This is a genomic window from Vibrio sp. MEBiC08052 (assembly GCF_001506075.1).
Taxonomy (GTDB): Bacteria; Pseudomonadota; Gammaproteobacteria; order Enterobacterales; family Vibrionaceae; genus Vibrio.
Genome location: NZ_KQ947475.1, coordinates 3,519,338 through 3,540,974, shown reverse-complemented (window position 1 = coordinate 3,540,974; position 21,637 = coordinate 3,519,338). Strand labels below are relative to the sequence as shown.

Genomic DNA, 21,637 nt, shown 5'->3' with positions numbered 1-21,637 from the left:
AGGCCCGGAAAATTCCGGGCCAAGACAGATTAGAATGAATAATCCGCTTGTAAGTAAACGCGCCGCCGCTCACCGACGAACGGGCCGGTTGCTTCTGTAAAGCCGCTGACAGCGTACGCCTTATCAAACAGGTTTTTCACATTCAGCTGGAACTTCCAATCCTGCCACTGTGTCTGCCATGACATATCGTACACCGTAAAAGGCTTCACTCTTTGTGCACTTTGCGTGAGCTGTTCACTGACATAATCTGCGCCAAAGCCAATCGATGAATCAATCGCAGGGAAATGATAGCGCGTCCACAAGCCCAGTTGGTTATGCGGTGCGTTCGCAAAACGCTTGCCGACCGTCCGGTTAGAGAACTGACCATAACCCTGTTTGACCAGCGTATCGTTATACGCATAAGACAGATTCGCCACCCAGTTTTCTGTCAGGTCGGCCAGCACATCAACTTCAATCCCCTGACTGCGAACTTTGCCGTACGCCACCTGCCTATCGCTGTCATTCGGATCGGTCTGAAGTACGTTTTCCTTAGTAATGTGGTAGAGCGCCACATTCATGTTGACCCGGTTATCAAACAGGTAAGTTCTCACCCCGGTTTCATACATCAGGCTCTCTTCCGGATCGAACGGCCCGCCATTGTCGGAAACCTGAGATGCCGCAGCCTGAGGGACAAAACCGGTTGCAATCACCGCATAAGGATGGAACTGCGCGTTAATTTTATACGTCGAGCCGACCCGATAAGAGAAACCGGTACCGGAATACTCTTCCTTGGTCTTCTTTTTCAAATCAATCACTTCATCGCGGTAGCCATCCAGCCGAACACCTGAGAGTACATTCCACGCATCGGTGATTTGCCATTGATCCTGAAGATAAGCCCCGTAACGTTCTTCATGAGAGTCACTCTGCTTGAAGAGCGGCTTTTTATAGGATGAAACATCATCCGGTGTGTAGTCGGGGTGCGTCAGACTGCGATCCGAGACCCCACCTTTACGCTGGGCACGATAATAGGTAAATTTCTTGTTCAGTCGGTAATAATCGGCACCGAACAGAATGGTATGTTGGTCTAGTTGCGCGATTAGATTCCCGGTCACTGATCCGGCTTTATGCGCTCTCAACTGATCCCGGTACTCACGGGTCACCGTATCATTTCTGCCGTCTTTGTTGGTGTCTTTCAAGCTTCTCGATTCATGATACTTTTGCGTATCTTCATTTTCAAAGTAGCGGAAAGTCACATCACCGGAGAGCCAGTCATTGAAATTATGATTGATACGTGCCTGATAGACTTGCGCATCCAGATCGTGGTAATCACTGGCATCATTGGCATTCCATGATGCATCGGCCAAGAAGTTACCGTCGTCATCGGTCGGAATACCACGAATCCGGCCCCCGCCGATGTGCTGCGTAACATTGACATATTGCAGACCAATCGTGGTATCGTCTCCTGCATCCCACTCATAGCCTAAATCGATGATACGGTTACGGGTATCAGTATTTTTACGGTAAGGATTCTCATGATCCTGATAAATACCGAGACGATAACGCTGTGACTGATCGGCATTGGCAGACCCGGATAACTCAACCTGAGCGCTGGTATAATCCTGATTCCCGCCAGTCACAGCAACGTGGCGTTTGGTCTCATAAGTTGGTTTTTTAGTCGTATAGTTGATGGTGCCCCCCGGCTCGCCACTGCCCATCACGGCAGCCGCCGGGCCTTTCAATACTTCCACCCGCTCAATATTAAATAACTGTGGAATCGACAGCCCTTCAAACGGATCGCCGCGCACACCATCATATAAAACATGATCCTGACGGAAGCCGCGGAACGTCACATGAGAGTAGTTGTATTGGCTGACACCACTCATTGAACGGTACAAATCGGTAATCTGCCGCGCCGCCTGATCTTCGATCAACTGACGAGGAAGTACCTGAATTGACTGTGGGGTATCATCAATCGCGGTTGGTGTCCGGGTTGCAAATGCGGTTTCTTGTGCCCGGTAAAGTGACAGCGCCCGGCCATGAACCGTCATGGTTGCATCGGCTGGGGTTGTTTTGGTCTCGTCACTTGCCACTGCTGCGGCAGAAAAGCTGAGCGCGATCATCAGTGCGAGCGGTGTTTTTTTACCCGGCATCACAGATGTCTGCGCTTGATTATTGTATTTAGCATGAAACATGAGATGGTTTGATCCGTCAATAAAATGAGATATGTATCAAAGAAGACGAAAATCTAAATGAGTTTAATTCTTATTTCAAGTAATTGTTAAATTTATCGCTGAAATAGCGCTAAATTGCCGGGAAGTTAATGCACTTTGTTGTGTATTGTGGTGATGTGGGGTGGAACTGGTTTTATATTCTAAGCCTCCAAAATGGTCGTGCTGTAGTTTGGTGCGCAATGATGTTCTTCAATTTCATTGGCATCGATGCTTTGTGTGCCAGTGACCCTTGCCAAGATGCAAGCGTAACCAGAAATCTTTTTTGGTTGGCGTACATACTACATCTCCTGTGGATTGGAGATGTGATCATAAAGTGTGCTGCACTCGTATTAGAATGTGGGATTAATACGCAACAAAGCCTGTTTAACTCAACGTATCAGAATGTTTGTATTGGGAAAACTATAACGCTGTGGAACCACAAACCAGCCTTGCCGTATTTTTCTCTATTTTTACTTCATTGTTCTACAACCTTTAACAACTTACCTTCATATAAAATGGAAGCCAGTGACGTTAAAACAATCAGGGTAATCAATGAAAGTAGAAAGATAGAAGTTGGATAGTCAGTTAAGAAGCTTTGAATCCCCAAAACAACAAGGGGGGATACAGCCAAAGATGTAGATACTGCTAACGGTGATGCCATTTCAATCCCCTTTTGTAAAACATAAATAGATGTACATACACCAAGGAGCGATACAATTAAAATCGTATAAACATCATTTAAATCAATAGAGGCATCTGCTTGAAAGGGTATGAATGAAGCAGAAACTAGAATTAACAGCGGGAAACGAATGGAAAGCATCGTTGAAGCCGGTACGTGATTAATTGCAAATTTCTTAGAGATAAGTACAGTTGCTGTGATACTAACGCAACAGAGCAGTGCAAGCATAAAACCTAGTAAAACTTGAGACTGACTATATACACTTAGTGCAGACCTAGTTGTAAAAACGTATATACATAGCACCAAAATCGAAACTAATATAACTAGATGACAAATCTGGGTAAACTTGGATACATTTTGTCTTCTAACTAGCAACCACGAAGTCATAATAACAGGGCCTAAGCCCTGAGTAATAGTAACTGCGACGGATGGTTCTAAATACTTTACTGACAAAAAATAAAAGAGCCAATTACATACAGTGACAACGTTAAATGCTAAAACCATACGCCATTCAACCATCAAATTTCGATAGGATTTAGGTTGTTTAGACAATGTAATTAAAGAAAATACTAGGGTTGCAACTGTAAAACTCAGAGCCACCATCACGAATACATTTGTATTTATTAACCAAATATTAAGTACTACACTTTGTGTAGAAGCGATAAAAACATAAATAAATACTAATAACACCCCAATAAAGTACCCATTCCACATACTTAAATTACTCCGATTCAAACACTTTTATAAACCAAATTTCCAACATATATAAAGTCCACAATGCATAACAGTTTTCATATTTAAACTCAGATACAAATTTGGTTAATGCTACAGGATTAAATATTCCTCTTTTTAGTGCTTTTTCACTTAAAAGAGTTTCTGTAACTTCACTTCTCATATTATTTAATAACCATTTTTCTAATGGAACTGCCAATTCTTGTTTTTTTCTATGCAATATGTATTCAGGTAAATATTTCTCCGCCACTCGATAGAGTAAGTACTTTTCCTTCCCGTTTTTCAATTTAAATTCATTTGGCATTGAAGTAGCTAATGTAACCAAAGATCTATCTAAAAAAGGAGTTCGTACCTCTAACGAATTAGCCATAGATGCTATATCAACTTTAACCAATTGAGCTTCATTCATCCAATGGTTAAAGTCATATTCCATTGCAAGATCCAAGTAACTCTTATTCTCTAAGGACAATTGATCCGTATAATTCGTTTGTTTACTTATACACTGCTCTTGGGACAAAATTTTTATAAATTCAGAACTATACAATAATTCTCTACTTTGCCTATCAAGCCCGTCAGTCAATAATGAGTGGTAAAAATGTGGAAAAGTTACATTGCCCAAGTCTCCACCGTCAAGATCAACTTTACGTGGTAACCCCATATCGGCTGGAATATTCGGGAAACTTTGTAGTAGCTGGTATCTAGCATAGCCTCCAAACAATTCATCAGCAGCATCACCTCCCAAAACTACTGTCACATGCTTTCTTGCTAATTTGAACATAAAATAGCTCGCAATCGACGAAGGAAAAGCAAAAGGTTCACCAAAATGATTCACTAAATCTTTAGCGGCCTGAATAGCTTCTTCTGGCTCAATTATATACTCATAGTGTTCCGTTCCAAGATCTTCTGCTAGCCGTCGAGCATATGCTAATTCAGAAAACTCAGCATCCCGGAATCCAATAGAGAAAGTTTTAAGATTATGAATAGAATCTAGCTTACGAGCAATTGCAGTAATAAGACTTGAATCCAACCCCCCACTCAACATAGTTCCTACAGGGACTTCGGCTAATAACCGTTTCTCAACTGACTTATTTAGTAGTGAATCAACTTCATTAATCCACTCAACTTCAGTTTTTCTAACAATACTTGGTGAATAATTTACCGACCAATGCTGAATTTTCGATATTCCACTACCTTTAAAAATAATGCTAGTTCCTGCTGGTACTTTATGTACAGAGTCAAAAACACTTTGGTCATTTGGCATTACACGGAATTTCAAAAAATAATCTATAGCTGAGTAATTGAGATTTCGTTTGATACAGCCACTTTTTAGTAAAGATTTAATTTCGGAGGAGAATATCAATGACCCATCTTCAAAACTGTAGTAAAGCGGTTTCTTACCTGCTCGATCTCTAAATAGTAATATAGATTCAGTTTTAGTATCATAAATAGCTGCTGCAAACATTCCTTCAAGTTTGTTATAAAATTCACTTCCATACTCTTGATATAAATTTACTATAACCTCTGCATCTGAATCTGTATTAAAATTTAGACCTCGTTCCTTCAATCCATTTCTTAAGTCAACATAATTGTAAATTTCTCCATTAAATACTATCGCATATCGACCGTTATCACTAAAGCAAGGCTGAGCTCCATTTTCAAGAGCTATGACTTTCAATCGCCGCATCCCCATGAGAATTCTATCACTTCTATAGATACCCTCTTGATCAGGACCTCTGTGATATAATGTATCTAACATAGATTGAAAATTATCAATATCATACTTTTTATTACTAAAATGCTTTACCCCAGCGATCCCACACATTTATTAACCTCCAATTACGACTTATATCGACGTTTGCTAACTGTACAGTTTATTTCTTCTTCAGATACGGGAATTATTTCAATATCACCAACTAACCCTGAGGATATCATTTCGAATATATCTGGATTTCGCTTAAAAAGCTCACTCTTGATTTTTTCTTTTTGATATTCACTAAGCCCACTGTCAGCAATTCGAATCACTAATCCCCCCTGAGAATCATCTAAGTCATATGCTTTATATGGAGAATACATAGCGATAGCAGCTGTAATATCTGATAGATTAATCTTTTCACCATGCTTAAACTCACCGGAATAACGCCCTAGACAACGCTTGAAAGTGTAAATCGTTCTGCCGTCATGTATTACAGACTGAAAATCTTCAATTAGATCATTTGTAACGAATCGAATTGCAGGGAAAAATTTACGGGCAAACGAGGTTAGTAGCAGTATTTTCCCTGGTCCAGTATAGTTTGCTTCAGGATACAAACTGTTTGCATCCATAACTTCGGGGAATATATAATCATCAAATTGATATCTACCAATATCGTGGTTAAAAAACGCAATAGAGCCAATTTCGATACTGCCCAGCAAATCTAATATATCATCAGTAGTAATATCAAAGAAATCAGCTACCTTCTCCTGCCAAGTAAAGCTAGCTACATCACCTAAGACTATAATTTTTTTTGGTTTTGCAGTCAGCTCTCCAGTTGCAATAAGAGCATCTAAGATCATAGGCATAGTAAAAAATATTTCTGGGTTAAAACGATTTAGAATTTCTATGTGTTCGTTAATCGGTCGAGTGAAATCGATCAATTTCGTTTCACACCCCATTGAATGAAATATATCTCCAGCCGTTGCAGCTGCATGGCCTGTTCCTAAATCGGCACATGCAGTTTTGTATCCTAAGCCGCAAAATTGCTGAATTATTTTTTTTCTTTGTTTACGGTATATTTCTTGATCAGATGGTGCATAAAGAATCCGTTTCCTTTGACCAGAAGTTGTCCCCGAAGTTAAATATTCATCTGCGGATTCAAACTCATGATCTACATGATAATAATGTTCGGTAAGTACTTGTTCATCGATAAGTGGTAAATCGTTAATTGTAAATTGACTTTTAGTATCAATGGCTTTCAACTTCGTATACCAAGGAAATTTTTCCTGAGTTTCTTGGACTAAAGATAACAAATCATTGGTGGAAGTATCACAACCTTTATGTAATTCTAACTCATAGAAATTTTTTTCAATTTGGCGTATTTCCTTAATAGTCGCCATAAGGCTAGAATAATCCTCTTTTATAATCATAATAACACCTGGTGCAGTCAAAAGATCCACAGTCTTAGGTTGTAAATCTCCTACCTTATAGTGGTATTTAGCCGAAATGACCCCTGGAACATTTTTGATATAGGGCAATAGTTCCGACTTAATAAATACCTCATCAGGACTGATCATATATACGTAGGCGGCTTGCTTATGGTGGCAATGGTTAACATTACGTTGTTGCACAACACTATTGAAAAAAAAGTCAGGACGAATGACCGCATCAACTAATTTACTTATTTGTGAATGTCCTAATGTTTCTTCAATAATGTAAGGATCTGCTCCCCCTGCTACTCTTGCACCTACCTCAATTAACACTGGACCATTTTCTGTTAACATTACTTCAGCATGAAATGCACCATTTTTAATGCCCAGAGCTTGACAGGCTAATTGAGTGTAATCTGTTAAAGAAGAATAGCACTCGTCATTAACATAACGAAGAATCTGCTCGTCGTAGACCGGATTACCGTCCACGAAACGTTTTTTTGACTCATATAACTCAGTAAAAAAGTAATTGTTATTCCTAGCAACACCATTAACCACATACTCAACACCTTCCAAAAATTCCTGACAAAGTACTGACGTATTGGTTTGACCAAACATATCTAACTTATCAATTATGTGATCAAATGCTTCCTGCGCCGATTTCATCGAATAACATATTGAAACACCGTCTGTTCCTGCACTCTTCAAAGGTTTTATTACTACAGGCCAGTCAGCGATATCTGATAGACAATTAGATAATTCCGTCTTTGTACTCACCTTAGCTTGCCTAATTGAAGGTACACCAGCTTGTTTTAATGTTTGTTGCATAACATATTTGTCGCGCCTAGCATTAGATAGTGAAAAATCATTTGAAAATGTCAGACCAATTGCCTCATTCAATGTATCAGCTAACTCAACAGCACCTTCACTACCTGCGATAATAGCTTTGATTGAATATTCTTTTAACACTTCGACTAGTTCATCTAACTTAGAATCATACGTGATCGTTTTGTCAGCCTGACTTCGCACAAATTTCTGATCCTGAAGAAAATAATCTGGAGTGAACTGTGATTCAACGTGAATAACTTTATAGCCAATTGACTGAAAAGCATTAATCAAATACTTTCCACCTGTATATGCGTCAACAATGACGATAACATCTTTATTATAAACCTCAGGCATAATATCCCTTTAATTTCATCTGATTACTGATTAAAGCAGCTACTTCGACTAAATTTTCTTTCCAATAGAAATGACTACCTGGAAATTGGAAAACACCGTGAAATTTCCTAGTGAAATTTTGCCAATTATCCATAGTTACATTGATAGGTTCATCTTCTCCACATAACGCCACAATTGGTGTTTCAAGCACTGAGTCTCTATCAGGAGAATACTGGTGATATTGTTTATACTCATCTCGAATATCCTGTAAGAAAATTTGTAACACTGCACGATTTACCTCATCACGACCACCGAGTATGTGATCAAGAAACAATTGATCTTCCAACTCAAAAAAGCGAATTTCATCTTTATCTCGATCTAAAGGAGATACAGCGCTAGAGATAAAAAGACACTTGGGATATAACCCTTTCATCTCAAGTTCTTTTGTCACCTCAAATGCTAATGCTCCCCCCATACTATGGCCAAAAAGGGCGAATGGAGCTTTATGAATATCTGGCAACAATTGTTCTACGAGATCTTGGACAAGATGTTCGAAACTATCTTGAGTTTGCTCACTAGTACGTGAATATCGACCAGCTCGGTCAACAGCTCGCCAAGTAATATCCTGAGGAAGCATATTTTGCCACGATAGGTATTGGTGAGCGCCTCCACCGGCGTGAGGGAAACAGAAGATAATAGGTTTATCCATTATCAAATAGCCTCTTCTGTTCTAGATTCTAAATATGTAGATAATGATCTAATAGTCGGATATTTGAACAATTCAGGTAAAGATACTTGGCAATTAAGTTCCTTTTCCAGAAGAACCATAAGACTCATTGCTGACAACGAATCTCCGACTGTAAAAAAGTGAGTATCCAGTGATAAATCTGGTTGTTCAAGAACGTCCACCCAAACTTTCTTAACTCGTTCAAACATGTTGTCTAGATTGCCTGACGGGATAACTTGGTCAGATCTTGTTGCCTGGATTTTCCATTGATTCAAAAGTGATTTATGATCGGACTTAAGATTATCGGTAAGAGGAACACTTTTAATTGTTTGCCATAGTGTTGGTATCATATAACTGGGGAGTGATTTTTCTAGTTCACATTTCAGTTTATCAATGCTCACTTCTTGACCATCGTACAAAACTACGGAAGCAAGTAACGAAGGACTGTTGTTTTCTCGCAGAACTACAGACACCGCTGCGTCAGAAATGCCCGTAAGACTTAAAATTGCACGTCGGATTTCTTCTACTTCGATACGATATCCACTGATCTTCACTTGCTCATCAATTCTACCTAAGAATAGTAAATTGCCTTCATGACTTTGTTTAACTAGATCACCAGTGCGATAACACCGTTTACCATTGAACATGACGAAAGACTGCTCGGTTCTCAAGTGGTCATTATAATAACCCTCAGCAAGATGAGCTCCCGAAACATATAATTCCCCGGCCTCACCTACACCACATACCTCACCAGATTCATTCACGATAATACCGTCGACTCCGTCAAAAAGCTTACCAATTGTTGGTATATCACCTTCTATTTTTGCAATTGACGTGTTGATGGTATTTTCCGTAGGCCCATATACGTTATATGCTGTAATATTCAAAGAAACCAATGAACACCAGAGATCACGATTAATTGCTTCCCCACCTACGATGAGCAAACGTAAAACTGCCAATGACCCCAAACCTACGTCAAGTAATAACTTTAGATGAGATGGTACCAAATCTATGTTACAAATATCGTTTTCACGGATGTAATTCACTAGCAATTGTGGTGATTTTCTTACATCATCACTAATTATGTGTAGTGAGTAACCTAGAGCGACTAAGGCCAATCGCTCCAGAGAACTATCAAAACAAAATGAGGCATTCATCGCTACATTTCCATCAATCACTAGGGAAGGCTGATAGATGTCAGTCTGATGTTTTCTAACCAAGTGCTCATACGCACGATGACTAACCAGAACCCCTTTAGGTATACCTGTGGTTCCTGAAGTGAAAATGATGTATGCATGATCCGATTTCGTCGTTCCAGTTTTTTCTGGTTGCAAAACTTCAATGCTATCGAACCCGATGAGTAGTTCAGCGTCTGCTAACTGCTGAACTTTATATTTCCTTGATTCTGGCCAATTATGATCCATAGGGACATAAACTCTATTAGCCATCCAAACCGCATATGCTGCAACTACAAAGTTAACACTTCTTTTCATGCTAACCGCAACTGTTGCACCTTCATTTGATTGCTGCTTTATCTTCTCAGACAGCTCACATATACGACTGTAAAACTCTTCAAAACTCAGCGATTCATGCTCGTCAGTAACAGCCGTTTTTTTTGGATGATTCTTCGTCTGTATTTCTAAAGCTTTAAGTAAATATTTTGATGACATGTTACATTTCCCAATCATAGAGTTACAGGATCAATAAGAGCTACACGTACAGCCCGGGGACCTTCGAAAGGCTTACGTCCATGGCTAATTAGCATATTGTCTCCAATAAGAAAATCACCTACTTGCCACTTAAACACCACTTCAGACTGAACAAACGCAGTCCTAATTTCATCAACTACATGATTAGGGATTTCTTCCCCATTTCCATAAAATGCATGACGAGGCAACAAATCAGTGCCTAGAGATAATAACAAAGCCTGTTGGATTGTCGGTTCGAGGTTCGTCACATGGAATAAATGTAATTGGTTGAACCAAACATCTTCACCTGTAATAGGATGCTGAATGATTGCGTGCCTTTTTTGTCGCGTTCGAAGATGATTTTCAGAAATCCATTCAAATTCGATCTTATTATCATAACAATATTGCTGAACTTCAGATTGACTTTCTGTTTGAAACGCTTCTTGCCAAGATAGATCAAATCCTCCATCAAAGTTTCTTTGGTATATAACTCCATGCTCACGAAACTTCGCAATCACTTCTGGTGGAAGAATTTTAAGGATTTTCCTGTTATCCGAAATCGGAGTTTCACCACCTACGTCAGCAACAACCAAAGAACAAAATAAAATTTTACCTGGGATAACATTCTGAAAAGCATTTTCACTGTGATTAGCAATGAGTTTATTTGCTGGATACTCGGTACTCGTATATACCCCTTTAGCTGTTTGTATACGTTGAGTAGATCGCTCCTTATACGTCAATTGTTGTTCAGCTAAAGATGAAACGATCTGACTAAAATTCTTATCGCTGTCGACATTAAACCCACGAAACAACAAGCATTTTTTTTCTGCCAACAGTTCATTTAAATTGACGCCAGAAAGAACACCTTCTACTGTCTGTTTGCTCGTTTCCGGAGTAACTAGCCATATATGGTTAAAGTTCTTATCTAATAACGATATCTTGCAGTTTTTTATCATGATAACTCTCCCCACCTTGATACATCGGGGAAGAAATCTTTTAGTGTATACCGCCCTGGTAAATCCAATCTTTGATTGTATAAATACATAGATAATGCAAGGTCCAATACACCTAGACCAAAGGGTGAAAAAATCGTCGGCTTGCTTGAATCTAGCTTGAATTTACCCATAATAAATGCAGCCAAAGTCCCATTTGCAAAGTTTCTATTTCCCGTCATTTGCTCCGCAAGATGTGGCGACGTATTTGCTTTCATACAATGTTCGACATCATCAAATACATTGTTACTATCAATAATTATTTCAGGAGGTATATCTCTCAGAGATATGTTTAGAACAAGCTGGTTACTATTGAATCGAAATGTTGGGTCTAAATATGGCGAAGATGCAGTAGTTGTGAAAATGACAATATCGGCAGATAGTGAATCTTCAAGAGAAGAACTAATTTCTATATTTTGACCTATAGTTGACGACATATGTTCTGAAAATAATCTACCATTATTTTCAGATGAATCATAAATTTCAAACGATCCAATATTCCAATTATCAGCATAGAAAAATTCAATAATATTTCTAGCAATAACCCCGCCACCAATAATTGCTACTCGTTCACTAGATTTTCCTTTATTATTTAAATGATTAGCAGCTAAAACTGCCGATGCGGCAGTTCTAGTCGCACTTATTTGAGCGCCTTCTAATAAACAGAATGGATAACCAGTCTCTCTATCATTTAATAGTATTGCAGCAGAAGCACGTTGTAGATTAATTTCAATATTTTGGGGGAAACTAGATATCCATTTAATTCCTGCTACATTCAATGATTTTTCACAGTCATTTATGTATGATGGTAATGCAATAATTCTAGATTCAGGTTTATCTTTAAACCTCAAAAAATAACTATCAGGGTTTTCAGCAAGTCCAACCTCGTGGGAAATATATGTATTTTCAATTACATCTAGAATATCTTTCTTACAATCGGAGAGAATATTTTTAATATATTCACCACCAATAACATCAAACTTATTTTCTTTTATATCTCTCATATTACTCTCAATTTAAATGCCAAATTTTTTTTCACACCATTCACGATTAAAAACAGTATTTACATATCCACTACCAAGATCTGGTGAAATCGCGACAACTTTATCTGATTGTTTGAATAGTTTGCTAATCTTTCTGATGCCAGCGAGTACAGTACCCGTTGACGCTCCTGCAAGATAACCATATTTCTCTGCTAACTCTCGACACATCAAAATAGTTTCACTTTCAGGCACTTGTATTAGCTTATCTATGTACGATGCATTAAAGAATGGCGGTTGAACGCTAGCCCCTAATCCTGGTAAGTAACGTGGTCCTGCCTCAGCACCAAAAGTTACAGACCCAACAGAATCTACTGCAACAATTTTTGTGTTTGGAGAATGTATTCGAAAATATTCAGCACACCCCATGAGCGTTCCTGTCGTGCCAGCTCCTATAACGAGATAGTCAATTTCTCCAATTGACTTATATATGGATTTTGCAGTAAGAGAATAATGCGATTTTACATTACCAGGATTTGAGTATTGATTTAACCAAATAAGTGAATTGTCTTCCTTTAGCTTGTGTTCTATATATTTTAATCTATTTCCTAGATAACCACCTTTGTCATCCTTTTGTGTGATAACAATGACTTCAGCACCTAACGCTCTCATAGTCCTAATATTTTGTTCCGATGTATTCACATCTGCTACACATGTAAAATTTAGAGAATTAGATGCTGCTATAATGCTGAGAGCCACTCCCATATTTCCAGAACTTGATTCGATAAACCTTTTATTTTTGCTCAAATTACTATTTTTTAATGCATCATCAATTAAATATTTAGCCGCCTTAATTTTAATTGAACCACCAGCACTTAAACCTTCAATCTTTAGGATTGGGCTATTATTTTCACAGAAATCATTAAGCTTTAGGAAAATATCATCATTGATGATATCACTCATTGATTCAACAATCATTAGACACCTATATTCCAGAGAATTATCTGGTAAGATATGTATAATATTTTTTTGCCACAATAGTCACGCCGCAATATGCGATCTAAATCACATTCTCACAGATGAATATATGAAACTCAGCCATGCCATTTATACTAGCTTTAAATTATATTTTTAATTATCATTACTATTATTATAGATAAGAAAAAATGAGATGAATTTCATGTTATATTGGTATACATTTTATTTTCAGAGTAGTAATTATAGACAAGATTATTTCTGCTAACTCACTTCCTTGCTAAATACAAAGACAAACACACAAAAAAAGAAACAAAAACAAACGTTTTTGTAACATTAAATTGACACATATTAACTAATTGTGTTTTTTTATGCTTTTATTGTTAATTTTTTTATATTTTTATTTTAAAAAGAACTAAGGATATTAATGACAAAAATGGTTATTACATTTTGCATGGGTCATGTTTTTGACAAATATCACACATTTACCTACGTTAGTATATGTGCATGTAATAATATACATATTTATTAGACATAAGGTAGGACAGTGCCACTGTTAAAATTTAACAAATCTCTGGACCTTGTTACGTAATTCGATTGAACTAAACGATCAGATCCGTCACATTCACAGATTTGATTCGTGTTATGCCTAAGTCTTGTTACAAAACCATTAACTAGAATCAATACAACCAAGCCTTAATCAACAGATGCTCATTGACATTCTGAATTGATGCCAAGCTATTCGCCAGTTGATACAACAAAACATGGTGTGACCATCCCTTAAACTCAGGCTCGATTTGCGCGCACAGTTTACTCAGCTTTTCGATATTGTGTGATTTGGGTAAGTAATTCGTACAGACAAGTAACGCGCAGGCGAAAAATTTTTCTGCGGATTGATGAAGTTCAAAAGCAGCTAGCTCAATACGTTTATCTTTCATGGCATAACCGGACATCGCGAAACTATCATGTGCACTTTTAACCCATCGCATAAAATACTTTTGCGCAATTTCCCGTTTCTCGGCCTCGGTTAAATCACCCGGCGCCATCAAAGGCTTCGGTGTCGCGGCAAACAGTTCGATTCCTTCTTCGCGGATATCCCGAAAAAAGTAGTGCCCCTGCTGCAATCGTTCATTCACTTCCTGTAAATCGTGAACAATCAAACCCAACGGCGCGGATTTTACTTTGCGATCAATTTGCTCTTCAGCACGCTGCCAGACCACATAATCCTCCACCAAGGCAGCTTTATTGACGATCACCAAAATATCGTAATCGCTGATGTAACCATTGGCCGGATCGTTAACCCAATTCCCTTTGGCGTGGCTGCCTAACAGAATGATTTTCAGGATGCGAAACTCGCTTTTACTCCCGTTTTTGCCCTCAAAATAATCTCCCAGCATATCATGCAGAATGGTCGAGATCGTGGCAAGCTCTTGCTGTTTGAATTCAGGCAGATGGTCGAGGGATGTTTTCATCAAGGGCGTTTCAAACTGGTGAATGGCATCGCTGTAACATAAAAGAAGCAATCAGCAAAAAACACTACTTATCATGGTATTAGCACTTTTGAAGGGTAAAATACGACGCAGTTCTTCTTTATGTATTTCCCCCTATGATTGTTTCAGCCCCTAGCTTCGAGGCATGACACACAATGCCTTTCTCTGGATTCAGCGCCCGTTATCAGGGCCGGATTGATTCACATCCTGCGCGTACGAAGCTTCTAACTTCTGCGACTCGCATAAAAATCTGCATCGCCTGAATGCGATCCATATTCTTTCTCCCTAGACAAGACAATGATTGCATTGTTCGAAAAATGTGAATAGTTTAAACGTTTTTATCATCTTTTTCATGATGATCGTGTGCTGTACCCTTCTCTGTATCGATTAAGAAAGAAACCACACTATGACTCAGTTGGAGGTCGTCGTTTTATGAGTAACATTCTTATTATCAATGGAGCCAAGAGTTTTAACTTCGCTAAAGGAGAGTTAAACACGCTCTATGTCAACACAGCACAAGAGGTTTTAAGCAAACTTGGGCACACAGTAACCGTTACGAATGCTGACAGTGAGTTCGATCCTCAGAACGAGATAAAGAAAATCCTTAACAGCGATGTATTGATTTATCAGATGCCGGGTTGGTGGATGGGTGAACCATGGACCGTTAAAAAATGGATCGATGAGGTATTTACTGCAGGTCATGGAACTCTGTACGAAAGTGATGGACGCACACGCGCAGATACGTCTAAAAAATATGGTTCAGGGGGTCTTCTTCAAGGGAAAAAATACATGCTTTCTCTTACATGGAATGCACCTTTAGAAGCCTTTAATGATCCAGAACAATTCTTTGAGGGTCAGGGCGTAGACGGGGTCTACCTACATTTTCATAAAGCCAATGAGTTTTTGGGGATGGAAGCACTGACGACCTTTATTACCACTGATGTGGTCAAAGAGCCGAATGTAGAAAGTGAAATTAAGCGTTTTAACGATCATCTTACAACTCTCTTTTCTTAAGTTTTTATACTTTGTAAAAGAAAGCCTTCATCAGGGCTTTCTTTATTTTCTCCGAAACCTTCTGTTTATCAGTCTTTATGGCATTTCCCATGGCTCAGCACCAAGGAGAGGGAAACAGGCTGTCGGTAATATTGCCAACAGCAACATTAAACTCGCCTTTCAAATTAGATGGTATAGCACTGTTAATGGATAAGGATTTAAATTTTCCTATATTGAATTTGCCACCAGCACGCTCAGCAAACTCTTTTTCGAGACGCTGTCCCCAACCACTAGTATCAAAGTTAGATTTTCCGAGCTTTTCATATTTTATTAAATATTCCCATAGTATCATATCATGATGTACCCTTGAGGATGTTATTTGTTGTATTCAATTATCCAATCCCCATGCAACCTTATGGATAATCTTTCTAATATTTTCCAGTAGTTGTCATAGAACACAAAAACTGAACCACAATTAGAATATGCTGTTTAATTGTATTTTTTTATAATAAAAATCAAATAAGATCTAGATCAAATTTTTAACTTTAATCCTGTCCATTAAAAATGGACAGATTATGTTATTCATTATATGTGGTTTGTGTTGCTATGATAGAAATATTGTAGACAAGGATAAGTAAAAAGACTACAGGTAGGAGGGTAATATGATTTTATCTAAAAGACAAAAAAATATTCTTGACCATTTAGTTCAAGAGGATAATTTCATTACTGCAAAAGAACTCTCTATAAAATTAAATGTATCTGAGAAAACAATATACCGCGAAATAAAAAGCATTAAAGAAAGCCAATCTAAGTATATGGACATCATCATTAATCATATCGGTAAAGGATTTAAAATAAATTACCAAGAATATATCAGCAAATTTTCCAACTCAAATAATAATTCCTATAAAAAACATGCAATGTCTACAAGTGAGCGGAGAGAGAAAATACTCATTTATTTATTATTGAACTCTCCAGAAAAAACCTCAATTTCCAGATTATCAGAATTATATATGATCAGTTCATCTTCTATCGCCCACGATCTTGATCATATAGATGAAATACTCAACGATACCAATGTTAAACTCATAAAAACAAGTCAGGGAACTTTTATTGATGGGGACGAGGCAAAAATAAGAGAGTTACTAAAAAATTTCATCATTAACATAATCACTAACAATGATTATAGTTATGATCTTATTTTACTTCAAAATTATTTCCTATATGAAGAAATCGTTTTTACTAAAAATATTTTAAAATATATCATATCAAAAAACATATCATTAGAAGAACCTTATTATATAAACATACTGATTTATATAATTGTAACGATGAAAAGAATTAAGACAGGACAATATTTAGATAGAGTAAATAATGTTAACAAAGAAAAAACAAAAAACTTATCTATCAAAAAAATCGCGTCAGAATTAACCAAAAAAATCTCATCATATACCATGAGAAGATTGAATGATTATGAAACGGAAAATCTATATTATCTTATTTATTCATCAAGATTTTCTGAAAACTGTAACAGAAATAAATTCGACAGTTCCCATGAGGAAATGGAGTGTGTGAGTTTTACTGATTTTCTTATCGTTAACATGGTCGATGAATGTTCAGCTAAATTTTTTGATAACAATGAGCTACGTAGAAACCTTATGCCGCATGTAAGGCTGTTGATCATGAGGTTAAAGCATCACATCAACATCCATAACCCGTTATTGAATGAAATTAGAAGTGAATGTGATCTTTTATTTAATTCCCTAACAAAAATCATTAAAAATTCAATCATATTTAGCAAATATAGAAACATTAGTTACGATGAAATCGGTTATCTCACCTTGTACTTTCAATATTACTATGAGCAACACTTGCAATCTTTAAACATTGTCATTGTTTGCTCCACAGGCATAGGGACATCTCATCTTTTAAAGGGGCGGGTATTAAAATCTTTCCCCAAATGGAAAATTATCGACATTATTCCATTTTCGAAGATAAAAAACATTCAGAATATAGAAGATGTAGATTTAATCTTAACAACAATTAATATAGACAGTTTTGACTATAAAATTCCTTATGTTCACGTTAGTGCTTTTATTAATGAAAAAGATATCGACAATATATTAAAAATAACTAAAACACTAGAAGTGGATGATCACCCTATATTGTAAATAGAATTTTAATCAATTGAAATGGTAAGCTGAAATGAATATCAGAAATGTATTGAATGAAAAACTAATTAATTTAAACCTTCAGGCAAAAACGAAAGATGAAGTATTAAATGAACTTTGTCATATGCTTTACGACAATGGTTGTATTTCAGATGTAGATACCTTTTTAAAGGATGTTTATTTAAGAGAAAATGAAGGCGAAACAGGGTTGGGTTCCTACATCGCTATTCCTCATGGAAAATCAGATGCAGTGATGAAAACATCGATTGCTATTGGGAAAACACCTCATGATATCGCATGGGAATCTTTAGATGATCTTCCGGTTCGCTTCATTATTTTATTTGCCGTCAGAATGGTAGATAAATCTACAGTGCATATAAAATTATTAGCTCATGTATCTGAGCTTTTAGCAGATGATGATTTATTAGATCAACTATTAAACATCAAGTCAAAAAAAGAACTATTAAATTTATTTGAAAACATAGAAGAGGACTAAAACTATGAATATAGTCGCTATTACGGCTTGCACCTCTGGAATCGCCCACACGTATATCGCTAAAGAAAAACTGATAAAAGCTGCACAATCTTTAGGGCATAGTATTTACGTTGAAACTCAGGGAACCATCGGTGTAGAAAATGAATTAAGGAAAGAAAATATTGCCGAAGCGGATGTCGTTATTATTGCCGCCGATATAAAAATATCAGGAAAAGAGAGATTTGCGGGAAAACGTATCGTTGAAGTACCAACACAATTATTAATTAAATCTCCTAAGGCGTTAATAAATAAATTGCAGGAAGATATGATTCCTAAAGTATAACTTCATGATAGCGAGTTAAACGATGAAACTTGAACTGAAAAAACATGCATTAACAGCCATATCCTACATGTTACCTTTAGTTGTCACTGCCGGTTTATTAATTGCAATCGGTAATTTAACCGGAGGTAACGTTATTCATGACTATAAAGCTGCCTATAATATTCCTGATGCACTCGTCTCTCTGGGCGTGCTCGGTATGGGATTACTGGCCCCGGTAATCTCTGCGGCAATTGCCTATTCGATTGCCGATCGGCCGGGGATTGCGCCCGGATTGATGATGGGACTGATTGCCAATTCAATTGGTGCCGGATTCCTTGGCGGGATGTTAGGCGGCTATGTGGTTGGATTCTTTATCTTATTTTTAAAAGACAGAATCAAAGTCCCGAGCTGGGCTCAGGGCTTGATGCCGATGATGATCATCCCGTTGGTCTCCACCGTTTGTATTGGCATCCTGATGTATTTCGTCATTGGTGTTCCCATTGTCTGGGCAACCAATGTGATGACCACATTTCTGATGAGTATGCAGGGCGGAACCCGGTTCGTCTTTGGGATGATCATGGGTGGCATGGCGGCCTTTGATTTTGGCGGGCCAGTGAATAAAGTGGCTTCTCTGTTTGCTGACGGCCTATTACTTGAGGGGATTAAAGAACCGGAAGCGATCAAAATATTGGCGTCTATGGTGCCGCCTTTCGGAGTCACAATCTCTTTATTCATATCCAAAATCATCGGTAAAGAAATCTACTCTACCTCTGAAAAAAACAATATCAAAATTGCATTCCCAATGGGGATTTGCATGATCACCGAAGGCGTCATTCCCATTGCCGCTGTCGATCCAATCCGGGTCATTTTCTCATGTACCTTTGGTGCTGCGATTGGTGGTGGCATCTCGATGTATCTAGGAATCGGCTCTCCGGTACCATCCGGCGGCATGTTTATCGTCCCTGCCATGACCCACCCTATCTCATTTTGTATCGCCTTGTTGATCGGCTCGGTCATCACCGCATTACTGCTGGTGATCCTGAAGAAAAAACCGAAGGAAGGCGCAGTGACAGAAGATGAGGATGAAGAAGAACTCGATCTCTCATCGATCAAAATTTCTCAATAAATAGAGGATTAAATCACATGTATGTCTCTATGAAAAAGATGTTATTTCAGGCAAATCAGCAAAATTATGCGGTCATGGCGATAAACTGCTTCAACCTGGAAACGGTCAGGAGTGTAATATCAGCTGCGCAGGAACTCCGTGCTCCGATTATTATCGATATTGTTCAGGAACACCTATGTCATCACTGTGACAGTAAATTGATCACACCTCTGGTCATTGAACTGGCGAGTCGGGCCAATGTTGATGTCGCTTTAAATTTGGATCACGGAGAAGATATTGGCTTAATCAAAAAATGCATAGCTGACGGTTTTTCAAGTGTGATGGTCGATGCATCGAAGTATTCATTTGATGAAAATATCCGTTACACCAAAGAAATTGTGGATTTTGCCAAAATATATGATGTCAGTGTCGAAGGCGAGCTGGGGAATATTGGCCTGACCATGTCAGGGGACTACACCAATGAAGCCATGTTTACCAATCCTGACCAAGCGAAAAAATTTATTGATCAGACAGGGATTGACGCTTTGGCAGTCTCATATGGGTCTTCACATGGACACTATCCACAAGGTGTGGTGCCGAAATTGGATTTCGATATTCTGGTAAGAATAAAACAAGCGACTCATTCGCCTTTGGTTTTACATGGCGGCTCTGGAGTAGGTGCTGAAAATATCAAACAATCCGTCACATTAGGCATTAATAAAATTAACGTGGGTAGTGATTTTATGAAAGCCAATGTGAATAGCATTCAAGACCAGCTCCATGAAAATCCAAATAAAAATTATTGGGAAGTTATTCGGCAAGCTGAAGAACAGAGCAAAGAAATAATCAAGCATTATATTTCTATTTCTGGATCCGAAGGCAAGTCCTTGCTGAGTAATTATTTATATCATTAAAGTTAAATTTATAAGGAATTTATCTATGTTAGTTTCAATGAATTATTTATTATCAGTTGCCAAGAAGAATAAATTCGCCATCGGTGCTTTTAATGTGGCAGATAGTAGTTTTGTACGTGCAGTGGTTGAAGAAGCAGAAGCTTGTCAGGCTCCGGCAATCATTTCTATCCATCCGACAGAATTATCATTTTTAACCGATGATTTTTTTGCATATGTGGTGAAGAGAACATCAAATAGTCCGATTCCTTTTGTCATTCACTTAGATCACGGTGGTTCGTTTGATGATGTCATGCGGGCGATCAGTTGTGGATTTACTTCAGTGATGATCGATGGTTCGCTGCTCCCTTATGAAGATAATGTGGCGTTAACCAAAAAAGTAGTTGAAGCAGCGCATTCCATCGGGGTTTCTGTTGAAGCGGAGTTAGGTACCATCGGTTCTACAGGAACCTCAGTAGAAGGTGGTGTGAGCAAAGTCATATATACCGATCCGGCCGAGGCAGAAGACTTCGTAATCCGAACCGGTGTCGATACGCTAGCCGTAGCCATCGGAACCGCACATGGTATTTATCCGAAAGATATGGAACCCAAGCTAAAACTGGATATTTTAACAGATATTGCAAACCGAGTTGATATCCCTCTGGTATTACATGGCGGTTCAGCAAATCCCGATGAAGAAATTACCAGTGCGATTGAAATCGGTATTCAGAAAGTGAATATTTCAAGTGATATGAAAGCGGCTTATTTTGATAAATGTAGAGAAATTCTTTCAGAACATAGTTGGTGGGATCCAAATGTTATTTATCCTGATTGTATTGATGCGGCCAAAGAAGTTATCCGAGCAAAAATGAAATTATTTAATTCGATAAATAAAGTCGAACTTTACATTCAATAGTTATTATTTTTAACGCAACTTATAAATTT

18 protein-coding genes are annotated in these 21,637 nt (G+C 37.9%); 7 read left to right on the top strand and 11 right to left on the bottom strand.

Annotated elements, in window-relative coordinates:
• Window positions 1-29: 29 nt before the first annotated feature.
• From VRK_RS15195 to VRK_RS15150, 10 genes are all read right to left on the bottom strand, one after another.
• A complete protein-coding gene (locus VRK_RS15195; protein ID WP_157371927.1) occupies window positions 30-2,171 on the bottom strand; it encodes a TonB-dependent siderophore receptor in 2,142 nt (713 codons plus the stop codon).
• Between the two features lie 493 nt (window positions 2,172-2,664).
• Window positions 2,665-3,582, bottom strand: a complete 918-nt coding sequence (locus tag VRK_RS15190; RefSeq protein WP_059122149.1) for a DMT family transporter — start codon at window positions 3,580-3,582, stop codon at window positions 2,665-2,667.
• Window positions 3,583-3,589: 7 nt separating this feature from the next.
• The gene (gene asnB, locus VRK_RS15185) at window positions 3,590-5,422 is read right to left on the bottom strand and encodes an asparagine synthase (glutamine-hydrolyzing) (protein ID WP_059122148.1); all 1,833 of its coding nucleotides are present in this window, start codon (window positions 5,420-5,422) and stop codon (window positions 3,590-3,592) included.
• Window positions 5,423-5,436: 14 nt separating this feature from the next.
• Entirely contained in the window at window positions 5,437-7,905 is a 2,469-nt protein-coding gene (locus VRK_RS21325) for an ATP-grasp domain-containing protein (RefSeq protein WP_197413124.1), read from the bottom strand.
• Window positions 7,898-8,593, bottom strand: coding sequence for a thioesterase II family protein (locus VRK_RS15175; RefSeq protein WP_059122147.1), 696 nt, complete (start codon window positions 8,591-8,593; stop codon window positions 7,898-7,900). The genes VRK_RS21325 and VRK_RS15175 overlap by 8 nt, the downstream gene beginning before the upstream one ends.
• 2 nt (window positions 8,594-8,595) lie before the next feature.
• On the bottom strand, window positions 8,596-10,281 hold the full coding sequence (locus tag VRK_RS15170) for a non-ribosomal peptide synthetase (RefSeq protein ID WP_197413123.1): 1,686 nt from the start codon (window positions 10,279-10,281) through the stop codon (window positions 8,596-8,598).
• A 14-nt stretch (window positions 10,282-10,295) separates the two neighbouring features.
• Window positions 10,296-11,255, bottom strand: a complete 960-nt coding sequence (locus VRK_RS15165) for a TauD/TfdA family dioxygenase (protein ID WP_059122145.1) — start codon at window positions 11,253-11,255, stop codon at window positions 10,296-10,298.
• Entirely contained in the window at window positions 11,252-12,295 is a 1,044-nt protein-coding gene (gene sbnB / locus VRK_RS15160) for a 2,3-diaminopropionate biosynthesis protein SbnB (RefSeq protein ID WP_059122144.1), read from the bottom strand. Before sbnB ends, VRK_RS15165 begins: the two co-directional genes overlap by 4 nt.
• Window positions 12,296-12,307: 12 nt before the next feature.
• Window positions 12,308-13,249, bottom strand: coding sequence for a 2,3-diaminopropionate biosynthesis protein SbnA (gene sbnA / locus VRK_RS15155; RefSeq protein WP_059122143.1), 942 nt, complete (start codon window positions 13,247-13,249; stop codon window positions 12,308-12,310).
• Between the two features lie 677 nt (window positions 13,250-13,926).
• Window positions 13,927-14,718: a HEPN domain-containing protein gene (locus VRK_RS15150; RefSeq protein ID WP_059122142.1), complete on the bottom strand. Its 792-nt coding sequence runs from the start codon at window positions 14,716-14,718 to the stop codon at window positions 13,927-13,929.
• Between the two features lie 450 nt (window positions 14,719-15,168).
• Between VRK_RS15150 and VRK_RS15145 the strand changes: the two genes are divergently transcribed.
• A complete protein-coding gene (locus VRK_RS15145) occupies window positions 15,169-15,750 on the top strand; it encodes an NAD(P)H-dependent oxidoreductase (protein ID WP_059122141.1) in 582 nt (193 codons plus the stop codon).
• Window positions 15,751-15,844: 94 nt separating this feature from the next.
• On the opposite strand, the gene VRK_RS15140 is transcribed toward VRK_RS15145, so the two are convergent.
• Window positions 15,845-16,081, bottom strand: coding sequence for a hypothetical protein (locus VRK_RS15140; protein ID WP_059122140.1), 237 nt, complete (start codon window positions 16,079-16,081; stop codon window positions 15,845-15,847).
• Between the two features lie 310 nt (window positions 16,082-16,391).
• Between VRK_RS15140 and VRK_RS15135 the strand changes: the two genes are divergently transcribed.
• Genes VRK_RS15135 through VRK_RS15110 form a run of 6 tightly spaced genes read left to right on the top strand, consistent with a single transcriptional unit; the run spans window position 16,392 to window position 21,608 of the window.
• Window positions 16,392-17,900, top strand: a complete 1,509-nt coding sequence (locus VRK_RS15135; RefSeq protein WP_059122139.1) for a BglG family transcription antiterminator — start codon at window positions 16,392-16,394, stop codon at window positions 17,898-17,900.
• A 34-nt stretch (window positions 17,901-17,934) separates the two neighbouring features.
• The gene (locus VRK_RS15130) at window positions 17,935-18,396 is read left to right on the top strand and encodes a PTS sugar transporter subunit IIA (protein ID WP_059122138.1); all 462 of its coding nucleotides are present in this window, start codon (window positions 17,935-17,937) and stop codon (window positions 18,394-18,396) included.
• Between the two features lie 4 nt (window positions 18,397-18,400).
• Window positions 18,401-18,718 (top strand): PTS fructose transporter subunit IIB, encoded by a 318-nt coding sequence (locus tag VRK_RS15125; RefSeq protein WP_059122137.1) that lies wholly within the window; start codon window positions 18,401-18,403, stop codon window positions 18,716-18,718.
• A 22-nt stretch (window positions 18,719-18,740) separates the two neighbouring features.
• Window positions 18,741-19,823, top strand: a complete 1,083-nt coding sequence (locus tag VRK_RS15120) for a PTS fructose transporter subunit IIC (protein ID WP_059122136.1) — start codon at window positions 18,741-18,743, stop codon at window positions 19,821-19,823.
• A gap of 17 nt (window positions 19,824-19,840) precedes the next feature.
• The gene (locus tag VRK_RS15115) at window positions 19,841-20,716 is read left to right on the top strand and encodes a class II fructose-bisphosphate aldolase (protein WP_059122135.1); all 876 of its coding nucleotides are present in this window, start codon (window positions 19,841-19,843) and stop codon (window positions 20,714-20,716) included.
• A gap of 25 nt (window positions 20,717-20,741) precedes the next feature.
• A complete protein-coding gene (locus VRK_RS15110) occupies window positions 20,742-21,608 on the top strand; it encodes a ketose-bisphosphate aldolase (protein WP_059122134.1) in 867 nt (288 codons plus the stop codon).
• Window positions 21,609-21,637 lie beyond the last annotated feature (29 nt).